We start from the raw sequence: 19,032 nt of genomic DNA on the forward strand, positions 1-19,032 counted from the left end.
AAAGACTGATGCACTTGCAAACAAGGAAGTACGTTTATGTCAAAAGTAAAAGACAAGGCTATTGTATCTGCCGCGCAAGCCAGCACTGCTTACTCGCAAATCGATAGCTTCAGCCATTTGTATGACCGTGGCGGTAATCTCACGGTCAATGGCAAACCGTCCTACACCGTGGACCAGGCAGCGACCCAGCTGCTGCGGGATGGTGCTGCGTACCGGGACTTTGATGGCAACGGCAAGATCGATCTGACCTACACCTTCCTCACCTCGGCTACCCAGAGCACCATGAACAAACATGGCATCTCGGGGTTCAGCCAATTCAACACCCAGCAGAAAGCACAGGCCGCGCTGGCCATGCAATCCTGGGCGGATGTTGCCAACGTGACCTTTACCGAAAAGGCTTCCGGCGGTGACGGCCACATGACCTTCGGCAACTACAGCAGCGGCCAGGACGGCGCCGCGGCCTTCGCTTACCTGCCCGGTACCGGTGCAGGCTACGACGGCACTTCGTGGTACCTGACCAACAACAGCTACACGCCGAACAAGACTCCGGACCTGAACAACTATGGCCGGCAGACCCTGACCCACGAAATCGGCCACACCCTGGGCCTGGCTCACCCTGGCGACTACAACGCCGGGAACGGCAACCCGACCTATAACGACGCAACCTATGGACAGGACACGCGTGGCTATAGCCTCATGAGTTACTGGAGCGAGAGCAACACCAACCAGAACTTCAGCAAGGGCGGCGTCGAGGCTTACGCTTCCGGCCCGCTGATCGACGACATTGCGGCGATCCAGAAGCTCTACGGTGCCAACCTCAGCACCCGCGCCACGGACACCACCTACGGGTTCAACTCCAACACCGGGCGTGATTTCCTCAGCGCCACGTCCAATGCCGACAAGCTGGTGTTTTCGGTATGGGACGGTGGTGGCAACGACACCCTGGACTTCTCCGGTTTCACCCAGAACCAGAAGATCAACCTCACTGCCACCTCGTTCTCTGATGTGGGCGGCCTGGTGGGCAACGTGTCCATCGCCAAGGGCGTCACCATCGAGAACGCGTTCGGCGGTTCGGGTAACGACCTGATCATTGGTAACCAGGTCGCCAACACCATCAAGGGCGGGGCCGGCAACGACCTCATCTACGGCGGCGGCGGTGCGGACCAGCTGTGGGGCGGCGCTGGCAGCGACACTTTCGTGTACGGTGCCAGTTCCGACTCCAAGCCAGGGGCTGCGGACAAGATCTTCGACTTCACCTCCGGTTCGGACAAGATCGACCTGTCTGGTATCACCAAGGGTGCGGGCGTGACCTTCGTCAACGCATTTACCGGGCATGCCGGCGATGCTGTACTGACCTATGCCTCAGGTACCAACCTGGGCACCTTGGCGGTGGACTTCTCCGGGCACGGCGTGGCGGATTTCCTCGTCACCACCGTTGGCCAGGCGGCTGCCAGTGACATCGTAGCCTGATGTAAAGCGCGCGGCGCTTCGGCGCCGCGCTCCAGGCTGGAGTTGGATATGCCACGTTTTTCCCATTTGATCGCCTGTGTTGTGCAGGTGTTGTTCGTGTCGGCAGGAGCCCACGCAATGGCTAGCAGTCTTGTATTACCCACTTCCGCGCAGCTTGCCGGGCAGTGGGAACTGAAGCAGCAGGATCAGGTGTGCGCGCTCAAGTTAGTGGAGCAAGCCAACGTCTTGGAAGGCGATATCGCCTGTGCCGAGCAATGGCTGGGCGACAAGCCGCAGACATGGTCACCCACGCCGGATGGTATTTGGCTGTTTAACGCTGAAGGCTCGGGGATCACGCATTTGAATCGCCAGAAAGAGGGCGACTATCAAGCCCGCACTAAAGCAGGCGAAGTTGTAACGCTGCAACGAAAACTTTAATTAAAAGTTATAAGCATATAACTCGATTTGTTAGGCGGCCGTACCCTACTCGGTAGGGGTGACCCTTTTGCGTAATTCGCTGCAAGGAAAAACAATTAATATGGCGAAGTCCCATGGGGTGGCGCCCTTATTCAGGGCGCTGGGTGAATACAAAAGTATTTTGATCAGCGTTGGCTGTTTCACGGCATTGATTAACCTATTAATGCTGGTGCCCTCGATTTACATGCTGCAAGTGTATGACCGTGTGCTGTCCTCCCAGAATGAAACCACCCTGGTGATGTTGACGCTGATGGTCGTGGGCTTCTTTGCGTTTATCGGCCTGCTGGAAGTGGTGCGCAGCTTCATCGTGATCCGCATTGGCAGCCAGTTGGAGCGACGTTTCAACTTGCGCGTGTACAAGGCCGCCTTCGAGCGCAACTTGCAGCGTGGCCAGGGGCATGCCGGGCAATCCTTGGGCGACCTGACTGCTTTGCGCCAATTCATCACGGGGCCTGCGCTGTTCGCATTTTTTGATGCGCCATGGTTCCCGATCTACCTGTTCGTGATTTTCCTGTTCAACGTGTGGCTCGGCGTGCTGGCCACGGCCGGCGCGGTACTGTTGATTGGCCTGGCGTGCCTTAACGAATACCTGACCAAAAAGCCATTGGGCGAGGCCAGCGGTTTTTCGCAGCAGTCGACCCAACTGGCCACCAGCCATTTGCACAACGCCGAAACCATCCAGGCCATGGGCATGCTTGGTGCGCTGCGCCAACGCTGGTTTGGCGTGCATTCGCAGTTCCTGGGTTTGCAGAACAAGGCTAGCGACACCGGTTCGATCATCACCTCGTTGAGCAAATACCTGCGCCTGTGCCTGCAATCCTTGGTGCTGGGCCTGGGCGCCTACCTGGTGATCAAGGGCGACATGACCGCCGGCATGATGATCGCAGGCTCCATCTTGATGGGCCGCGTACTCAGCCCCATCGACCAATTGATTGCAGTGTGGAAGCAATGGAGCTCGGCCAAGCTGGCCTACCAGCGCCTCGACGAACTGCTGCGCGAATTCCCGCCAGAGGTCGAGCACATGGCTTTGCCTGCGCCCCACGGCCAGGTCAGTTTCGAGCAGGTCAGCGCCGGCCCGCCGGGGCGACGCATGGCGACCCTGCATCAGGTCAGCTTCAACCTGGCTGCCGGTGAAGTGCTGGGCGTGCTGGGTGCGTCGGGCTCCGGCAAGTCCACCCTGGCTCGCGTGCTGGTGGGTGTATGGCCGACCCTGGCCGGTACCGTGCGCCTGGACGGCGCGGATATTCACCGCTGGAACCGCGACGACCTCGGCCCGCATATCGGCTATTTGCCCCAGGACATCGAGCTGTTCAGCGGTAGCATCGCCGACAACATCGCGCGCTTTCGCGAGGCCGACCCGGAGCTGGTGGTCAAGGCCGCGCAACAGGCCGGTGTGCATGAGCTGATCCTGCGCCTGCCCCAGGGCTACGACACCGTGCTGGGCGACAACGGCGGTGGCTTGTCCGGCGGCCAGAAACAGCGGGTCGCCCTGGCTCGCGCCCTGTACGGCGGGCCGCGGCTAATCGTGCTGGACGAACCCAACTCCAACCTCGACACCGTCGGCGAAGCCGCATTGGCCAGCGCCATCATGCAGATGAAAGCCCAGGGCAGCAGCGTGGTGCTGGTCACCCATCGTTCCTCGGCATTGGCCCAGGCCGATAAGTTGCTAGTGCTCGGCGAAGGCCAACTGCAAGCGTTCGGGCCCAGCCAAGAGGTGCTGCGGGCGTTGTCCGGGCAGCAGGAAGCGCCGAAAGAAAAAACCGGTGTCAGTTTCAGTCGTCAGTACCAGGCCGGAAGGAATCCAGGCGCATGAGCAGCCTTACCGTTGAACCTCAAATCAAAGAACGCGATGCCGGCTTTTTCGTAAAAATGGGCTGGGTGATGACCGTTGTCGGTGCCGGTGGGTTTTTCCTCTGGGCCAGCCTTGCACCGTTGGACCAGGGCATCCCGGTACAAGGCACCGTGGTGGTGTCGGGCAAGCGCAAGGCGGTACAAACCTTCAGCCCCGGTGTGGTCAGCCGCATCCTGGTAAAAGAGGGCGAACTGGTCAAGCAAGGCCAGCCGCTGTTCCGTCTTGACCAGACCCAGAACCAGGCCGATGTGCAATCGCTGCAAGCCCAGTACCGCATGGCCTGGGCCAGCGTGGCGCGCTGGCAGAGCGAGCGTGACAACCTGCCCGGTATTACCTTTCCTGCTGAGCTGAGCGCCAATCCCGATTCGGCCCTGATGCTGGTGCTGGAAGGTCAGCGCCAGTTGTTCAGCAGTCGTCGCGACGCGTTTGCCCGTGAACAAGCCGGGATCCGCGCCAGCATCGAGGGGGCTACCTCGCAGTTGAGCGGTATGCGCCGTGCCCGCAGTGACTTGACCGCCCAGGCCCAATCCCTGCGCGCGCAACTGAGCAATCTGCAACCTTTGGCCGACAACGGCTATATCCCGCGCAACCGCCTGATGGACTACCAGCGCCAGTTGTCCCAGGTGCAGCAGGACCTGGCGCAAAACGCCGGGGAAAGCGGCCGGATAGAGCAGGGCATTGTCGAGTCGCGGCTCAAATTGCAGCAGCACGGCGAGGAGTATCAGAAGGAAGTGCGCAGCCAACTGGCCGACGCGCAACTGCGCGCCCTGACCCTTGAGCAACAACTGACCTCCGCCGGCTTCAATCTGCAACACAGCGAAATCAGCGCGCCGGCCGATGGCATTGCGGTCAACCTCAGCGTGCATACCGAAGGCGCCGTGGTGCGTGCCGGTGAAACCCTGCTGGAGATCGTGCCCCAGGGCACACGCCTGGAAGTGGAAGGGCACCTGCCGGTGCATTTGGTGGACAAGGTCGGCACGCACTTGCCGGTCGACATCCTCTTCACCGCCTTCAACCAGAGCCGCACGCCACGGGTGCCGGGCGAAGTCAGCCTGATCTCCGCCGACCAGATGCTCGATGAAAAAACCGGGGCGCCGTATTACGTGCTGCGCACCAGCGTCAGCGAAGCGGCCATGGAAAAACTCAACGGCCTGGTGATCAAGCCCGGCATGCCCGCCGAGATGTTCGTGCGTACTGGCGAGCGTTCCTTGCTCAATTACCTGTTCAAGCCGCTGCTGGACCGTGCCGGCTCCGCGTTGACCGAGGAATGAGCATGAAGCCAGTGTTCATTTCGCTGTTGCTGGTGTGTAGCAGTGCCCAGGCCGCGATGGGGCCCTTCGATGTGTACGAGCAGGCGCTGCGCAACGACCCGGTGTTCCTGGGCGCCATCAAGGAGCGCGACGCCGGCCTGGAAAACCGTACCATTGGCCGCGCCGGCTTGCTGCCGCGGTTGTCCTACAACTACAACAAGGGCCGCAACAACTCCGAAGCGCACCTGCCTGACGGGCGCGGCGGCAGTTACCGCGACGACCGCAACTACAACAGCTACGGCTCCACCTTCAGCCTGCAACAGCCGCTGTTCGACTACGAAGCCTATGCCAACTACCGCAAGGGCGTAGCCCAGGCGCTGTTTGCCGATGAAAGCTTTCGCGACAAGAGCCAGGCGTTGCTGGTGCGGGTGTTGAGCTATTACACCCAGGCGTTGTTTGCCCAGGACCAGATCGACATCGCCAGGGCCAAGAAGAAGGCGTTCGAACAACAGTTCCAGCAGAACCGGCATCTGTTCCAGCAAGGCGAGGGCACTCGCACCGATATCCTTGAAGCCGAGTCCCGCTATGAGCTGGCCACCGCCGAAGAGATCCAGGCCCTGGATGAGCAGGACGCCTCGCTCCGGGAGCTGGGCGCGTTGATCGGCGTGCAAAGCGTCAACATCAACGACCTGGCACCGCTGAACCAGAGCTTTGCCGCGTTCACCCTGACCCCGGCCAACTACGACACCTGGCATGAGTTGGCGCTGACCAACAACCCTGTGCTGGCGTCGCAACGCCAGTCCCTGGAAGTGGCGCGCTATGAAGTGGAACGCAACCGCGCCGGGCATTTGCCGCGAATCACCGCGTATGCCACCTCGCGCAAGCAGGAGTCCGACAGCGGCAACACTTATAACCAGCGCTACGACACCAACACCATCGGCGTCGAAGTAAGCATGCCGCTGTATGCCGGTGGCGGTATCTCGGCTTCCACCCGCCAGGCCAGCCGTGCGATGGAGCAGGCCGAGTACGAGCTGGAGGGCAAGACCCGCGAAACCCTGATCGAACTGCGTCGCCAGTTCAGCGCGTGCTTGTCAGGCGTGAGCAAGTTGCGCGCCTATCAGAAAGCGCTGGCATCCGCGGAGGCGCTGGTGGTGTCGACCAAGCAAAGCATTCTCGGCGGCGAGCGCGTCAACCTCGACGCACTGAACGCCGAACAGCAGTTGTACAGCACCCGCCGCGACCTGGCCCAGGCACGTTATGACTACTTGATGGCCTGGACCAAATTGCACTACTACGCGGGCAACTTGCGCGATACCGACTTGGCCAAAGTGGACGAAGCCTTCGGCCCGGATGGAAAACTGTAGGAGCGCGTGTTTTGTGGCGAGGGCGCTTGCTCCCGCTCGACAGCGAAGCTGGAGCCGGCTTTTTTAGGGAGCGCTTCGCACTCCAGCGGGAGCAAGCTCCCTCGCCACAGGGCAGGGAATAACAATAATAGGGAGTGTGCACATGATCACCGATTCACCGCGTTTCAAACCCTTCACCGCAGGTTCCTTGCTCTTGCTGTCCGTTGCGGCACAGGCGCAATACACCGAGACCGGCCAGCCGGGTAACCCCGCCAGTTGGCGCTCGGCCGAGTACCAGAGCGACTGGGGCCTGGGCCGCATGAAAGCCGATGAAGCCTACGCCGCCGGGATCAGCGGCCAAGGCGTGAAAATCGGCGCGCTGGACTCAGGGTTCGATGCCAATCACCCCGAAGCCTCCAAAGACCGTTTCCACCCGGTCACCGCCACTGGCACCTATGTCGATGGCAGCGCCTTCAGCACCACGGGCGCGCTCAACCCGAACAATGATTCCCACGGCACCCACGTCACCGGCACCATGGGCGCCGCCCGCGACGGCGTGGGCATGCATGGCGTGGCCTACAACGCGCAAGTTTTTGTGGGCAACACCAACGCCAACGACAGCTTCCTGTTCGGCCCCACCCCTGACCCCAAATACTTCAAGACCGTGTACACCGCTTTGGTGGACTCCGGCGTGCGCGCCATCAACAACAGCTGGGGCAGCCAGCCCAAGGACGTCAGCTACCAGACCCTGGACAACATGCACGCGGCGTATGCCCAGCATTACAACCGTGGCACCTGGCTGGACGCGGCAGCGGACGTGGCCAAGGCTGGCGTGATCAATGTGTTCAGCGCCGGCAACAGCGGCTATGCCAACGCGAGCGTGCGCTCGGCCTTGCCGTATTTCCAGCCGGAACTGGAAGGCCACTGGCTTGCCGTGTCTGGGCTGGACAAGGCCAATAACCAGAAATACAACAAGTGCGGCATTGCCAAGTACTGGTGTATTTCTACCCCCGGCGCGCTGATCAACAGCACCATTCCTGACGGTGGTTACGGGGTCAAGTCCGGCACCTCGATGGCAGCGCCCCATGCCACCGGCGCGTTGGCGCTGGTGATGGAACGTTATCCCTACATGACCAACGAGCAAGCCTTGCAGGTGCTGCTGACCACCGCCACGCAGCTCGACGGCTCGATCACCCAAGCGCCCAATGCGATTGTCGGCTGGGGTGTGCCTGACCTGGGCCGGGCGATGCATGGCCCGGGGCAATTGCTCGGGCCTATGGAGGTGAACCTGGCCGCCGGGCAGGGCGATGTGTGGAGCAATGGCATCTCCGACCAGGCGCTGCTTCAGCGCCAGGCCGAGGACCGCGCCGAACACACTGCCTGGCAGCAAACCCTGATCGACAAGGGCTGGCAAAACGGCGTCGGCGCGACTGCCAGCCAGCAGGACCAGACCGACTACGCCATCGGCAACGCCCGCGACCAGGCCGCCGCCAACCGCGTGTACGAGGGCAGCCTGGTCAAGGCCGGTGCCGGTAGCCTGGTGCTCAGCGGCGACAGCACCTATCGCGGCGCGACCCTCGTCAACGGCGGTCTGCTGGCCGTCAATGGCTCGCTGGCTTCGGCTGTGACGGTGAATGACAGCGGCACCCTCGGCGGTTCCGGGCGTATTGCCGCGTTGTCTGTAAACAACGGCGGCCGTGTGGCCCCGGGCAATTCCGTGGGCACCTTGCAAGTGGCAGGGGACGTAAACCTCGGCGCCGGCTCTACCTATGCCGTGGAGCTGACGCCCACCAGCAGTGACCGCATTGTTGCCGGCGGCCAGGCGGTTCTGGGCGGCGGCACGGTCACGCTGGCGCTGGAAAACAGCCCGACCTTGCTCAGCCAGAGCCAGGCCCAAAGCCTGATTGGCCGGCAGTACTCGATTCTCGAGGCGGCGGGCGGTATCCAGGGCCAGTTCGGGCAAGTGCTGCCCAACTACCTGTTCCTCGGTGGCACCCTTGACTACGCCGCCAATGCGGTGCAACTGAATGTTGGGCGCAATGGCGCCAGCTTCGCCAGCGTCGGCGCCACCCGCAACCAGCGCAACGTTGCGGCGGCGGCCGAGCAATTGGGCGCTGGCAACCCAGTGTTTGAAAGCCTGCTGCAGTCGCAGTCAGTCGCCACCGCCCAGCAGGGTTTGCAGCAACTGTCCGGGGAAATCTACCCCGCCGTGGGTGCGATGCTGATCAACGACAGCCTGCAACTGCGTAATGCCGTGGGCGAGCGCCTGCGCCATGTGCCAGTGACCGGTGAAAGCAACCTGTGGTTCAAGGCGCTGGGCGCCTGGGGCAAGACCGACAGCCGCACTGAAACGGCGGGTTCCACCACCTCCATCGGTGGCCTGTTGGCGGGCGTGGATGGCGCGCTGGATGAGCAGACCCGCGTAGGTGTGGTTGCCGGTTACAGCGACAGTTCCTTGAACATGGGCAGCGGTACCCATTCATCGGCGTCCATCGACAGCTACCACTTTGGCGCGTACGCCGGGCGCGAGCTGGGTGACTGGCGCCTGAGCGTCGGCGGTGCCTACAGCTGGCATCGCGGCGACGTGAAGCGCGACCTGCAATGGGGTGATGTCAGCGGCAAGCAAAAAACCAAGCTGGACGCGACCACGGCGCAGGTCTTCACCGAAGCCGCGTACCGCATCCGCCTGCAGGCGGTGGCCCTGGAGCCGTTCGCCAACCTGGCCTATGTGCATCTGAACAGCGAGTCCTTCCACGAAAAAGGCGACGCCGCTGCCCTGGAACGCGGCAGCGACCGGCGTGATGCGGTGCTCAGCACCCTCGGTGTACGCGCCCTGAAAACCCTGACCCTCAATGACCACCAGCAACTGGACCTGTCCGGTTCGTTGGGCTGGCAACACAGCCTGACGGCGGTGGAGTCAGAGGAGCACCTGGCGTTTGTCGCCGGCGGGCCTTCATTTGCGGTGCGCAGTGCACCGTTGCTGCGCGATGCCGCCCTGGTGGGCGTGCAGGCCAGCCTGGCGCTGAATGCATCGACACGGGTCAACCTGGATTACAACGGCCAATTGGGTGGGCGCGCGAAAACCCAGGGCGTGGGTTTGAGCCTGAACTGGCAGTTCTGAAGACACCGCGAACCTGATCGTTCCCACGCTCCGCGTGGTAACGCCTCTTGTGACGCTCCGCGTCACGCTTTGGGACGCAGAGCGTCCGGGGCCGCATTCCCACGCGGAGCATGGGAACGATCAGCGGCGGTGTTCTGGAGAAAGTGATTTACACACGTGCAATAAGAAAACTAAGGAAGGTCACCGTGAAAAAACGCAAGTCAGGGTTAACTACCGCCATCCACACAGCCCCGGGCTATCCGCTCAAGGCGCTGAGCTGCGTGCCATACGGCGCGTTGCTGTGTTGCCTGGCAAGCCTGGGGACCGCCCAGGCCGCACCCTATGTGGAAACCGGCAAACTGGGCGACGCCGCCAGCTGGCGCAGCAATGAGTTCAAGGCCGACTGGGGCCTGGGCGCCGTGCACGCCGACACCGCCTATGCGGCCGGCTATACCGGCAAGGGCGTCAAGCTGGGGATCTTCGACCAGCCGGTGTATGCGCCACATCCGGAATTCGCCAGCCCCAACAAAGTGGTGACCATTGTCACCGAGGGCATCCGCCAATACACCGACCCGTATATCCCGGTGAAGGCCGGAGATGCATTCCGTTACGACGGCACTCCGTCCCTGGGCTCCAATGGCAAGCTGGGCAACCACGGCACGCATGTCGGCGGGATTGCTGCGGGTAACCGCGATGGCGGGCCGATGCATGGCGTGGCGTTCAATGCGCAAATCATCAGTGCCGAAAACGGTGACCCGGGCCCGGAAGACGGAATTATCCTGGGCAACGATGGCGCGGTGTACAAAGCCGGTTGGGATGCGTTGGTTGCCAGCGGCGCTCGCATCATCAACAACAGCTGGGGTATCGGCATCGGTGATCAGTACGCCAAGGGCGGGCGCGATCCGGCGTTTCCCAATTTCACCGTCAACGAAGCCCAGGCGCAATTCAACACCATTCGACCGATCCTCGGCACAATCGCAGGGGGGGCTTATCAAGGCGCCATCGATGCGGCCCGCAGCGGTGTGCTGACCATCTTCGCCGCGGGTAATGACTACAACCGTAACAACCCGGATGCCATTTCCGGACTGGCGTACTTTGTGCCGGAGATTGCCCCCAACTGGCTGTCGGTGGCCGCGTTGCAGCAAAACCCGGACACCGCAAGTGCCAACCCCTATGTGATCAGCACCTTCTCGTCGCGCTGTGGCTATGCGGCGAGCTTTTGCGTATCGGCGCCCGGCACCAAGATCTACAGCTCGATCATCAACGGCACCAACCTGGACAACCTCACCAACGACTACGCCAACTTCAACGGCACATCCATGGCCGCGCCTCACGTAGCCGGCAGCGCAGCGGTGCTGATGGAACGCTTCCAGTACATGAGCGGCGACCAGATCTCCACCGTGCTCAAGACCACCGCCACCGACCTCGGCGCGCCGGGCATCGACTCCCTCTATGGCTGGGGCATGATCAACCTGGGCAAGGCGGTCAACGGCCCAGGGATGTTTATCACCGCCGAGGATATCCCGGCCGAGTTCCGTATCGACGGCGCCTACGGCAGCGGCCAGTTCGTGGCGGACCTGCCGGGCGTCGGCGCGGTGGTGGATGCCGGCAAACCCACCCAGCGTGTGTGCGATGACCTGCACTGCGGGCGCGATGTGTGGAGCAACGACATCTCGGGCCATGGCGGCCTGACCAAGCAGGGCATCGGTACCTTGGTGCTCACCGGCGCCAACACCTACAGCGGGCCGACGCTGGTCAACCAGGGCTTGCTGGCGATCAACGGTTCGGTCACCTCCGACGTCACCGTGAGCCAGAGCGGCGTGGTCGGTGGTTCGGGGCGTATCGGTTCGCTGAGCGCGAAAAGCGGCGGTACTGTGGCACCGGGCAATTCCATTGGCACCTTGAACGTGGCGGGCAACGTCAACTTTGAACCGGGCTCGACCTATGCGGTAGAACTGTCGCCCACCAGCAGCGATCGTATCGTCGCGGGCGGCACGGCCACCCTCAACGGCGGCACCGTGACCCTGGCCCTGGAAAACAGCCCGACCTTGTTGAGCGCGCCCCAGGCCCAAAGCCTGATCGGCCGCCAATACAACATCCTGCAAGCGGCAGGTGGCGTCACCGGCAGCTTCGCGGCAGTGGTTCCCAACTACCTGTTTGTCGGCGGTACCTTGAACTATGCCGCCAACGGCGTGCAGCTGGATGTGGCACGCACCAACAGCTTCGCCAGTGTGGCCGCCACGCCGAACCAGCGCGCCGTGGCCGCAGCCGTCGAGCAATTGGGCGCGGGCAACGGTGTGTATGAAAGCCTGCTGCTGGCACCCACGGCCGCTTCGGCCCAGGGCGCGTTTCAGCAACTGAGTGGGGAAGTCTACCCGGCGCTGGAAACCGCACTGGTCAATGACAGCCGCTACGTACGCGAAGCGGTGGGCGAGCGTCTGCGCAATGGCGAGATGGGCGCTACCAGCCAAGCCATCGACAGCCGTGGCAACGTGTGGGTCAAGGCATTGGGCGCATGGGGCAAGACCGACAGCCGCAACGACACGGCGGGCTACACCACCTCTATCGGCGGCATGCTCGCCGGTGTGGATGGCGCCGTCAATGAGGCCACACGCATTGGCCTGGTGGCCGGTTACAGCGACACGTCGTTGAACATGGGCAGCGGCACCCACAGCCGCGCCTCGGTCGACAGCTACCATTTCGGCGCCTATGCCGGGCATGAAATCGGCGCCTGGCGCCTGAGTGGCGGCGCGACCTACAGCTGGCACCGCGCCGATGTCAAACGCGACCTGCAATACGGCGATGTCAGCGGCAAGCAAAAAGCCAAGGTCGATGCCCACAGTACCCAGGTGTTCACGGAAGCGGCGTACCGCATCAACCTGCAACCACTGGCCCTGGAGCCGTTCGCCAACCTGGCCTACGTGCACCTGGCAACTGACAGCTTCAAAGAGAAGGGCGACGCCGCCGCGCTGAGAAGTGGCGACGACAGCCGTGACCTGGTGCTCAGCACCCTGGGTATGCGGGCCTTGAAGACCTTCAATATCAACGACCATCAGCAACTGGAAGTCTCCGGCACCCTGGGCTGGCAGCACAACCTGAGCAGCACCGATTCGGAACAGCACCTGGCGTTTGCCTCGGGCGGCCCTTCGTTCACGGTGGAAAGTGCGCCGATGGTGCGCGATGCGGCGTTGGTCGGGGCACGGGTCAGCCTGGCATTGAGCAAGGATGCGCGGGTGAACTTCGATTACAACGGCCTGCTGGCCAGCAAGGAGAAGGTGCACGGTGTCGGCTTGAGCCTGGATTGGGCGTTCTAAAGGCCAGGTGCAGTTGGTTGTGGCGAGGGAGCTTGCTCCCGCTCGGGTGCGCAGCGCCCGCAAGTTTTTGGGGCCGCTGCGCAGCCCAGCGGGAGCAAGCTCCCTCGCCACACAAGCTCGCTCCTACAGGTGGTAACGGATAACAGGTGTTTTGGCTTTCTCTACAAATCCAACAACAGAGAGGCACTACCAATGGGTATCTTTGACTATAAAAACCTCGGTACCGAGGACTCCAAGGCGTTGTTCGCCGATGCCATGGCGATCACGCTGTATTCCTACCACAACCTGGATAACGGCTTTGCCGTCGGCTACCAGAACAATGGCCTCGGGCTGGGGTTACCGGCCACCCTGGTCAGCGCCCTGATTGGCGGCAGCAATGCCCAAGGGGTCATCCCCGGGATCCCCTGGAACCCCGACTCGGAAAAAGCCGCCCTTGAGGCGGTGCAAGCAGCCGGCTGGACGCCCATCAGCGCCAGTACCCTGGGCTATAGCGGCAAGGTCGATGCGCGCGGCACCTTCTTTGGCGAAAAATTCGGCTACGGCACGGCGCAGGCCGAGGTGCTGGGCAAGTACGATGACGCTGGCAAGCTGCTGGAAATCGGCATCAGTTTCCGCGGCACTTCAGGGCCTCGGGAAAGCGTGATCACTGACTCCATCGGCGATGTGATCAGCGACCTGCTCGCCGCCTTCGGGCCCAAGGATTATGCCAAGAACTACGCGGGGGAAGCCTTTGGCGGCTTGCTCAAGAACGTGGCGGACTTCGCCAGCGCCCAGGGCCTGGGCGGCAATGACGTAGTGGTCAGCGGCCACAGTCTGGGCGGCCTGGCGGTCAACAGCATGGCCGACTTGAGCGACAGTACCTGGTCGGGGTTCTATAAAGACGCCAATTACGTGGCCTACGCATCGCCGACCCAGAGCGCCGGCGACAAGGTGCTTAACGTCGGTTATGAAAACGATCCAGTATTCCGAGCCCTGGATGGCTCGTCATTCAACCTGTCGTCCCTGGGCGTGCACGACAAGGCCCACGAATCGAGCACCGACAACATTGTCAGTTTCAACGATCACTACGCCTCATCCCTGTGGAACGTCCTGCCGTTTTCCATCCTCAACCTGCCCACTTGGGTTTCGCACTTGCCCACCGGTTACGGTGACGGCATGACCCGTATCCTCGACTCGGGGTTCTACGAACAGATGACCCGCGACTCCACGGTGATCGTCGCCAACCTGTCCGACCCGGCACGGGCCACCACCTGGGTGCAAGACCTCAACCGCAATGCCGAGGCGCACAAGGGCAATACCTTCATCATCGGCAGCGACGGCGACGACTTGATCAACGGCGGCAGGGGCGCGGACTTTATCGAAGGTGGCAAGGGCAATGACACCATCCGCGACAGCAGTGGGCACAACACGTTTTTGTTCAGCGGGCAGTTTGGCAATGACCGGGTGATCGGCTACCAGGCGACGGACAAGCTGGTGTTCAACGACGTGGCGGGCAGCAATGATTACCGCGATCACATCAAGGTGGTGGGCGGGGATACCGTCATTGGCTTTGGGACGGATTCGGTGACGCTGGTGGGTGTGAGCAGTTTGTCGGGGGAGGGGATAGTCATCAGCTAACGTATTCGGTGTGGGAGCTGGCTTGCCTGCGATGGCGGCGGTCGAGACAGCCATGCGGTGACTGACAAATCGCTATCGCAGGCAAGCCAGCTCCCACATTTGATGGGGTGTTGCTAGAAGATCACTTTTCCTTACGCACCGTGGCCACATCATCGGCCTTGATACGAATACGCTTGCCGGCAATATCGGTGAACTCGTAGAAGCCGTCGGCGGTCTTGGCGTTGGGCGTGTCCTTGGTCAAATACTGCGTGCCGTTCTGCAAGGTCACCACGGTTTGCGTAGAGCAACCGGCCAATACCAGAAAAGTGAGTGCAACCAGTGGCAGACCCAAATTCTTCATGTTCATAACCCTTACCTTTAACCCTGAAAAGTCCCGCAGCGTCTGCTTGCGGGGCCATAAATATTACGCGATCAACCCACTCATCAGATTGTTTTTTTGCAAAAAGTTGCAGGCGCCACTTATCTATTACTGATTGCAACAACCGCTTTGCCCCGGCACTCTGTATGCATAACCAGTATTTGATTGCATTGCACCATGGCCAACCCCCTCGAAAACCCCCTGTATTACCTGCATAACTTCCGCCAAGTGCTGGTTTGGTTGGGGCAACGCTACGTCGATTTGCTCGATGCGCACGAACAGCAATTCATTCAGCAATTTGACAGGTTGCCCCAGGCCTCCCAGGCGTTATTGGTGCGTATGGTGATGCGCAAGGGCGTGCATTTTCGCGCCACTAAACTCCATTACCTGGAAATCGGTTGCCCCCATGCGGCGGCGGGGCCATTGCGTGAGCTGGGATGGGTGGAGGATCAAAGCCCGCTGCCGTTTGCCACCCTCTTCGCGCTGCTGCAAAAGAGTGAATTGCTCGGCGCCTTCAAGCCCTGGATCGATCAACCCAAGGGCAACAAGGCCGATTGGCTTGAGCCTTTGGCCGCGCAATTTACCGAGTCGCGCAGCTTTGCCCAGTGGTGCCCCGACGTGGACGACGCGCTCTACAGCCTGACGGTAATGGAGTTGTGTGATCGCCTGCGCCTGATGTTCTTCGGCAATCTGCACCAGGACTGGTCGGAATTCGTGCTGGCAGATCTGGGCATCTACACCTATGAAAAAGTCGAGTTCTGCGCCGAGTCGCGTGGGTTACGCAGCCGGGACGACGTGCATGGGTTCCTGTTCCTGCACCAGTGCCAGCAAGCCTTTGAAGCCGGTGAAGCGCTGGATACGGTGTTGGCGCAGGTCGCCACGTTGTGTACCGACAACCCCTGGCTGGAAAAGCGCCGCGCCAAGCTGTTGTTCCAGATTGGCCAGTATTGCGAACGCTGCGCCGAGCTGGCGCTGGCCGAACAGATTTACCGCGGTTGCACGCACCCCGGTGCCCGGGCGCGGCTGATTCGCGTACTGGAGCGCCAGGAGGATTACGCCCAAGCCATGGCCCTGGCGACCGAGGCACAACAGGCCCCACACAGCGCCGCTGAACACCAACAACTGCTAAGGGTAGTGCCGCGCCTGCGGCGCAAACTTGGCGGGCCGGCGCTGCCCAGGGCCAAGCCCCAAGCGGTGGCGCGCCTGGACCTGGCACTGATGCAGGAACCGCTGCTGTCGGTGGAATCCAGTGTGCTGGCGCACCTGAGCGAACCGGATGCGCCTGTGCATTACGTCGAGAATGGCCTGATCAATTCGCTGTTCGGCTTGCTGTGCTGGGAGGCGATTTTCGCCCCGCTGCCGGGGGCGTTCTTCCACCCGTTCCAGCGCGGGCCAGCGGACCTGCACAGCGAGGACTTTTATCAACGCCGAGAAGCCTTGTTTGCCGCGTGCTTTGCACAACTGGAGGATGGCCGCTACAAGGCTAGCATCCGCCAACGCTATGTAGAGAAATGGGGCATTCAGTCGCCTTTTGTGTTCTGGAACCTTCTCAGCGAAGAACTGCTGGAGCAAGCCCTGGCCTGCCTGCCCGCCGAACACTTGCGCCATTGGTTTACGCGCCTGTTGCAGGATATCCGTGCCAACCGGGCCGGGATGCCGGACCTTATCCAGTTCTGGCCCGCACAAAATACCTATCGCATGATCGAGGTCAAAGGCCCCGGCGACCGTCTGCAAGACAACCAGTTGCGTTGGCTGCAATTCTGCGGCGAGCACCAGATGCCAGTCACCGTCTGTTACGTGCGCTGGGCGGAGCAACCCGCTTGAGTTACAGCGTGGCCGTGCGGGCGTTGTGTGAGTTCACGGCCAAGGTCGGTGACCTCGACCTGCGCTTTACGCCGTCGCCCAGTGCCCAGGAAGGCATCGTCGGCCATCGCACGGTAGCGTCACGGCGCAATGCGCACTACCAGAATGAAGTGGCGCTTGAAGGCGAGTACCAGCAACTCAAAGTACGGGGCAGGGCGGACGGCTATGACCCGGACAGCAACCGCCTCGAAGAGGTGAAGACCTACCGCGGCGACCTCGCTGCCCAGCCCGCCAACCATCGGCAACTGCACTGGGCCCAGGTCAAAGTGTATGGCTGGCTGATGTGCCAGAAGCTCGGGCTCAGTGAGATCGACCTGGCGCTGGTGTACTTCGATATCGTCGGCGAAGGCGAAACCGTGCTCAACCAGCGATTCGATGCGCCAGACCTTGAACAGTTCTTCAACCAACAATGCGCGCTGTTCCTGGACTGGGCCCGGCAGGAGATGCAGCACCGCGCGGCACGCAACGCTGGCGCGCAGAGCCTGGCATTTCCCCATGCCGACTTCCGTACCGGGCAGCGCACCTTGGCCGAGTCGGTCTACAAAGCGGTGTGTACCGGCCGGTGCCTGATGGCCCAGGCGCCCACCGGCATTGGCAAGACCATCGGCACTATCTTCCCGCAGCTCAAGGCCTTGGCGCCGCAGCAACTGGACAAGGTGTTCTTCCTCACCGCCAAGACGCCCGGGCGCAAGCTGGCCCTGGATGCTGCGCAGGTGTTGTACGACAGCAGTCCCGATCTGCCACTGCGTGTGCTTGAACTGGTGGCCCGGGACAAGGCGTGTGAACACCTGGACAAAGCCTGCCACGGTGATTCCTGCCCGTTGGCCAAGGGCTTTTACGACCGCCTGCCTGCCGCCCGCCAGGCCGCGTCCCAGGTGCGCCTGCTCGATCAGCAAAGCCTGCGCAACGTGGCGCTGGCTCATCAGGTTTGCCCGTACTATTTGAGCCAGGAAATGGCGCGCTGGAGCGACCTGATCGTCGCCGACTACAACTATTACTTCGACTTTGGCGCGATGCTGTTCGGCCTCGCCCAGCTCAACCAATGGCAGGTCTCGGTGCTGGTGGATGAAGCCCACAACCTGGTCGAGCGAGCCCGCTCGATGTACAGCGCCAGCCTGGATCAATACAGCCTCAAGACCGTGCGCGACAGCGCACCCGAAGCGCTGAAAAAAACCTTGCAGCGCCTCAACCGTGAGTGGAACGCGTTGCACAAGGATCAACTGGCGCCTTATCAGGCCTACGCCGCCAAACCCGACAAACTGCTCCAGGCCCTGAGCCTGTGCACCAGCGCCATGGGCGATTACTTCAACTATCACCCCGATGCCCTCAACGGTGACCTGCAAGCCTTCTACTTCGACGCGCTGCAATGGGCCAAAGTGGCGGAGCTGTTTAACGAGCACTTTATTTTCGATATCACTAAGCGCTCGTTCACCGCCAAGCGCAGCAGCTCGACCCTGTGCCTGCGCAACGTGGTACCGGCCGAGTTCATCCGGCCCAGGCTGACCGCTGCGCGCAGCAGCGTGTTGTTTTCCGCGACCTTGAGCCCACGGCACTATTACGCCGATTTGCTGGGCCTGCCAGCGGACACCGCCTGGGTCGACGTTGAATCACCGTTCAAGGCCGAGCAGTTGCAGGTGAGCATCGTTGAGCGGATCTCCACGCGGTTCGTGCATCGCCAGGCATCGCTGGAACCCATCGTGGCATTGATCGCCCAGCAGTTCGCCGCGCAACCGGGTAACTATCTGGCGTTTTTCTCCAGCTTCGATTACCTGCAACAGGTCGCGCAGCTACTGGCTGAGCGACACCCACAGATTGCGCTGTGGCTGCAATCGCGGGGCATGGTCGAGGCCGAGCGCCAGGCCTTTCTCGACCAGTTCACCCCGCACAGCCAGGGCATCGGCTTTGCGGTACTGGGCGGAGCATTCGGCGAAGGCATCGACTTGCCCGGCGCGCGCTTGATCGGCGCGTTTATCGCCACCCTGGGCCTGCCCCAGCTCAACCCGGTGAACGAGCAGATGAAACAGCGCATGGGCGCAATTTTTGGCGCGGGGTACGACTACACGTATCTGTACCCGGGTATTCAAAAAGTCGTGCAGGCGGCGGGGAGGGTGATTCGCAGCCAACAGGATCGGGGGGTGGTGATGTTGATTGATGACCGGTTTGGGGAGCAGCGGGTGCGGCAGTTGTTGCCCAAATGGTGGACACTTAAATAATGGTTCACACCCTGCGCAATCACTCATTCAAGTCTACGGCGCCCGCCCGAGTGAAACTGGTCGAAATCACGTAATTACGAAGTGTGCTGTTGGCGCTATCAAACGCCTGAATCCGGGCATTGGCTACTGTCAGAATTAACAGGTACCGATCCAGGTGCATCCTGCACTACCTGTTAATTCTGACAGTAGGCACGCC

General features: G+C 61.8%; 11 protein-coding genes. 10 read left to right on the forward strand and 1 reads right to left on the reverse strand.

Translation table 11 applies throughout. From position 1 onward, the window contains the following. Nucleotides 1–36: 36 nt before the first annotated feature. The 8 genes from ACP7CZ_RS25435 to ACP7CZ_RS25470 all read left to right on the forward strand — a co-directional run bounded on the left by ACP7CZ_RS25435 (nucleotide 37) and on the right by ACP7CZ_RS25470 (nucleotide 14,402). The gene (locus tag ACP7CZ_RS25435; RefSeq protein ID WP_054922198.1) at nucleotides 37–1,470 is read left to right on the forward strand and encodes a serralysin family metalloprotease; all 1,434 of its coding nucleotides are present in this window, start codon (nucleotides 37–39) and stop codon (nucleotides 1,468–1,470) included. 48 nt (nucleotides 1,471–1,518) lie between these two features. Further along, entirely contained in the window at nucleotides 1,519–1,887 is a 369-nt protein-coding gene (locus ACP7CZ_RS25440) for an AprI/Inh family metalloprotease inhibitor (protein WP_054922201.1), read from the forward strand. A gap of 100 nt (nucleotides 1,888–1,987) precedes the next feature. Beyond that, entirely contained in the window at nucleotides 1,988–3,739 is a 1,752-nt protein-coding gene (locus ACP7CZ_RS25445) for a type I secretion system permease/ATPase (RefSeq protein WP_294195922.1), read from the forward strand. Continuing rightward, complete coding sequence (locus ACP7CZ_RS25450; protein ID WP_294195923.1) at nucleotides 3,736–5,049, forward strand: HlyD family type I secretion periplasmic adaptor subunit; 1,314 nt, start codon at nucleotides 3,736–3,738, stop codon at nucleotides 5,047–5,049. Before ACP7CZ_RS25445 ends, ACP7CZ_RS25450 begins: the two co-directional genes overlap by 4 nt. A 2-nt stretch (nucleotides 5,050–5,051) precedes the next feature. Beyond that, entirely contained in the window at nucleotides 5,052–6,392 is a 1,341-nt protein-coding gene (locus ACP7CZ_RS25455) for a TolC family outer membrane protein (RefSeq protein ID WP_294195925.1), read from the forward strand. Nucleotides 6,393–6,534: 142 nt separating this feature from the next. Then, a complete protein-coding gene (locus ACP7CZ_RS25460) occupies nucleotides 6,535–9,492 on the forward strand; it encodes an autotransporter serine protease (protein WP_181125249.1) in 2,958 nt (985 codons plus the stop codon). A 185-nt stretch (nucleotides 9,493–9,677) separates the two neighbouring features. After that, a complete protein-coding gene (locus tag ACP7CZ_RS25465; protein ID WP_294195930.1) occupies nucleotides 9,678–12,785 on the forward strand; it encodes an autotransporter serine protease in 3,108 nt (1,035 codons plus the stop codon). A gap of 192 nt (nucleotides 12,786–12,977) precedes the next feature. Continuing rightward, complete coding sequence (locus ACP7CZ_RS25470) at nucleotides 12,978–14,402, forward strand: polyurethane esterase (protein ID WP_294195932.1); 1,425 nt, start codon at nucleotides 12,978–12,980, stop codon at nucleotides 14,400–14,402. 121 nt (nucleotides 14,403–14,523) lie between these two features. On the opposite strand, the gene ACP7CZ_RS25475 is transcribed toward ACP7CZ_RS25470, so the two are convergent. Then, complete coding sequence (locus tag ACP7CZ_RS25475; RefSeq protein WP_003191162.1) at nucleotides 14,524–14,748, reverse strand: YgdI/YgdR family lipoprotein; 225 nt, start codon at nucleotides 14,746–14,748, stop codon at nucleotides 14,524–14,526. Between the two features lie 189 nt (nucleotides 14,749–14,937). On the opposite strand from ACP7CZ_RS25475, the gene ACP7CZ_RS25480 reads away from it, so the two are divergent. Then, nucleotides 14,938–16,584, forward strand: coding sequence for a VRR-NUC domain-containing protein (locus ACP7CZ_RS25480; protein ID WP_294195938.1), 1,647 nt, complete (start codon nucleotides 14,938–14,940; stop codon nucleotides 16,582–16,584). Then, nucleotides 16,581–18,836, forward strand: a complete 2,256-nt coding sequence (locus ACP7CZ_RS25485; protein WP_294195940.1) for an ATP-dependent DNA helicase — start codon at nucleotides 16,581–16,583, stop codon at nucleotides 18,834–18,836. Before ACP7CZ_RS25480 ends, ACP7CZ_RS25485 begins: the two co-directional genes overlap by 4 nt. Nucleotides 18,837–19,032 lie beyond the last annotated feature (196 nt).

This window comes from Pseudomonas sp. DWP2-2, assembly GCF_049897065.1.
In the GTDB taxonomy this organism is placed as follows: domain Bacteria; phylum Pseudomonadota; class Gammaproteobacteria; order Pseudomonadales; family Pseudomonadaceae; genus Aquipseudomonas; species Aquipseudomonas paracarnis.

Coding starts and splice junctions, on each gene's coding strand:
- ACP7CZ_RS25435 (WP_054922198.1), top strand. CDS start 37: ATGTCAAAAGTAAAAGACAAGGCTATTGTATCTGCCGCGCAAGCCAGC.
- ACP7CZ_RS25440 (WP_054922201.1), top strand. CDS start 1,519: ATGCCACGTTTTTCCCATTTGATCGCCTGTGTTGTGCAGGTGTTGTTC.
- ACP7CZ_RS25445 (WP_294195922.1), top strand. CDS start 1,988: ATGGCGAAGTCCCATGGGGTGGCGCCCTTATTCAGGGCGCTGGGTGAA.
- ACP7CZ_RS25450 (WP_294195923.1), top strand. CDS start 3,736: ATGAGCAGCCTTACCGTTGAACCTCAAATCAAAGAACGCGATGCCGGC.
- ACP7CZ_RS25455 (WP_294195925.1), top strand. CDS start 5,052: ATGAAGCCAGTGTTCATTTCGCTGTTGCTGGTGTGTAGCAGTGCCCAG.
- ACP7CZ_RS25460 (WP_181125249.1), top strand. CDS start 6,535: ATGATCACCGATTCACCGCGTTTCAAACCCTTCACCGCAGGTTCCTTG.
- ACP7CZ_RS25470 (WP_294195932.1), top strand. CDS start 12,978: ATGGGTATCTTTGACTATAAAAACCTCGGTACCGAGGACTCCAAGGCG.
- ACP7CZ_RS25475 (WP_003191162.1), bottom strand. CDS start 14,748: ATGAACATGAAGAATTTGGGTCTGCCACTGGTTGCACTCACTTTTCTG.
- ACP7CZ_RS25480 (WP_294195938.1), top strand. CDS start 14,938: ATGGCCAACCCCCTCGAAAACCCCCTGTATTACCTGCATAACTTCCGC.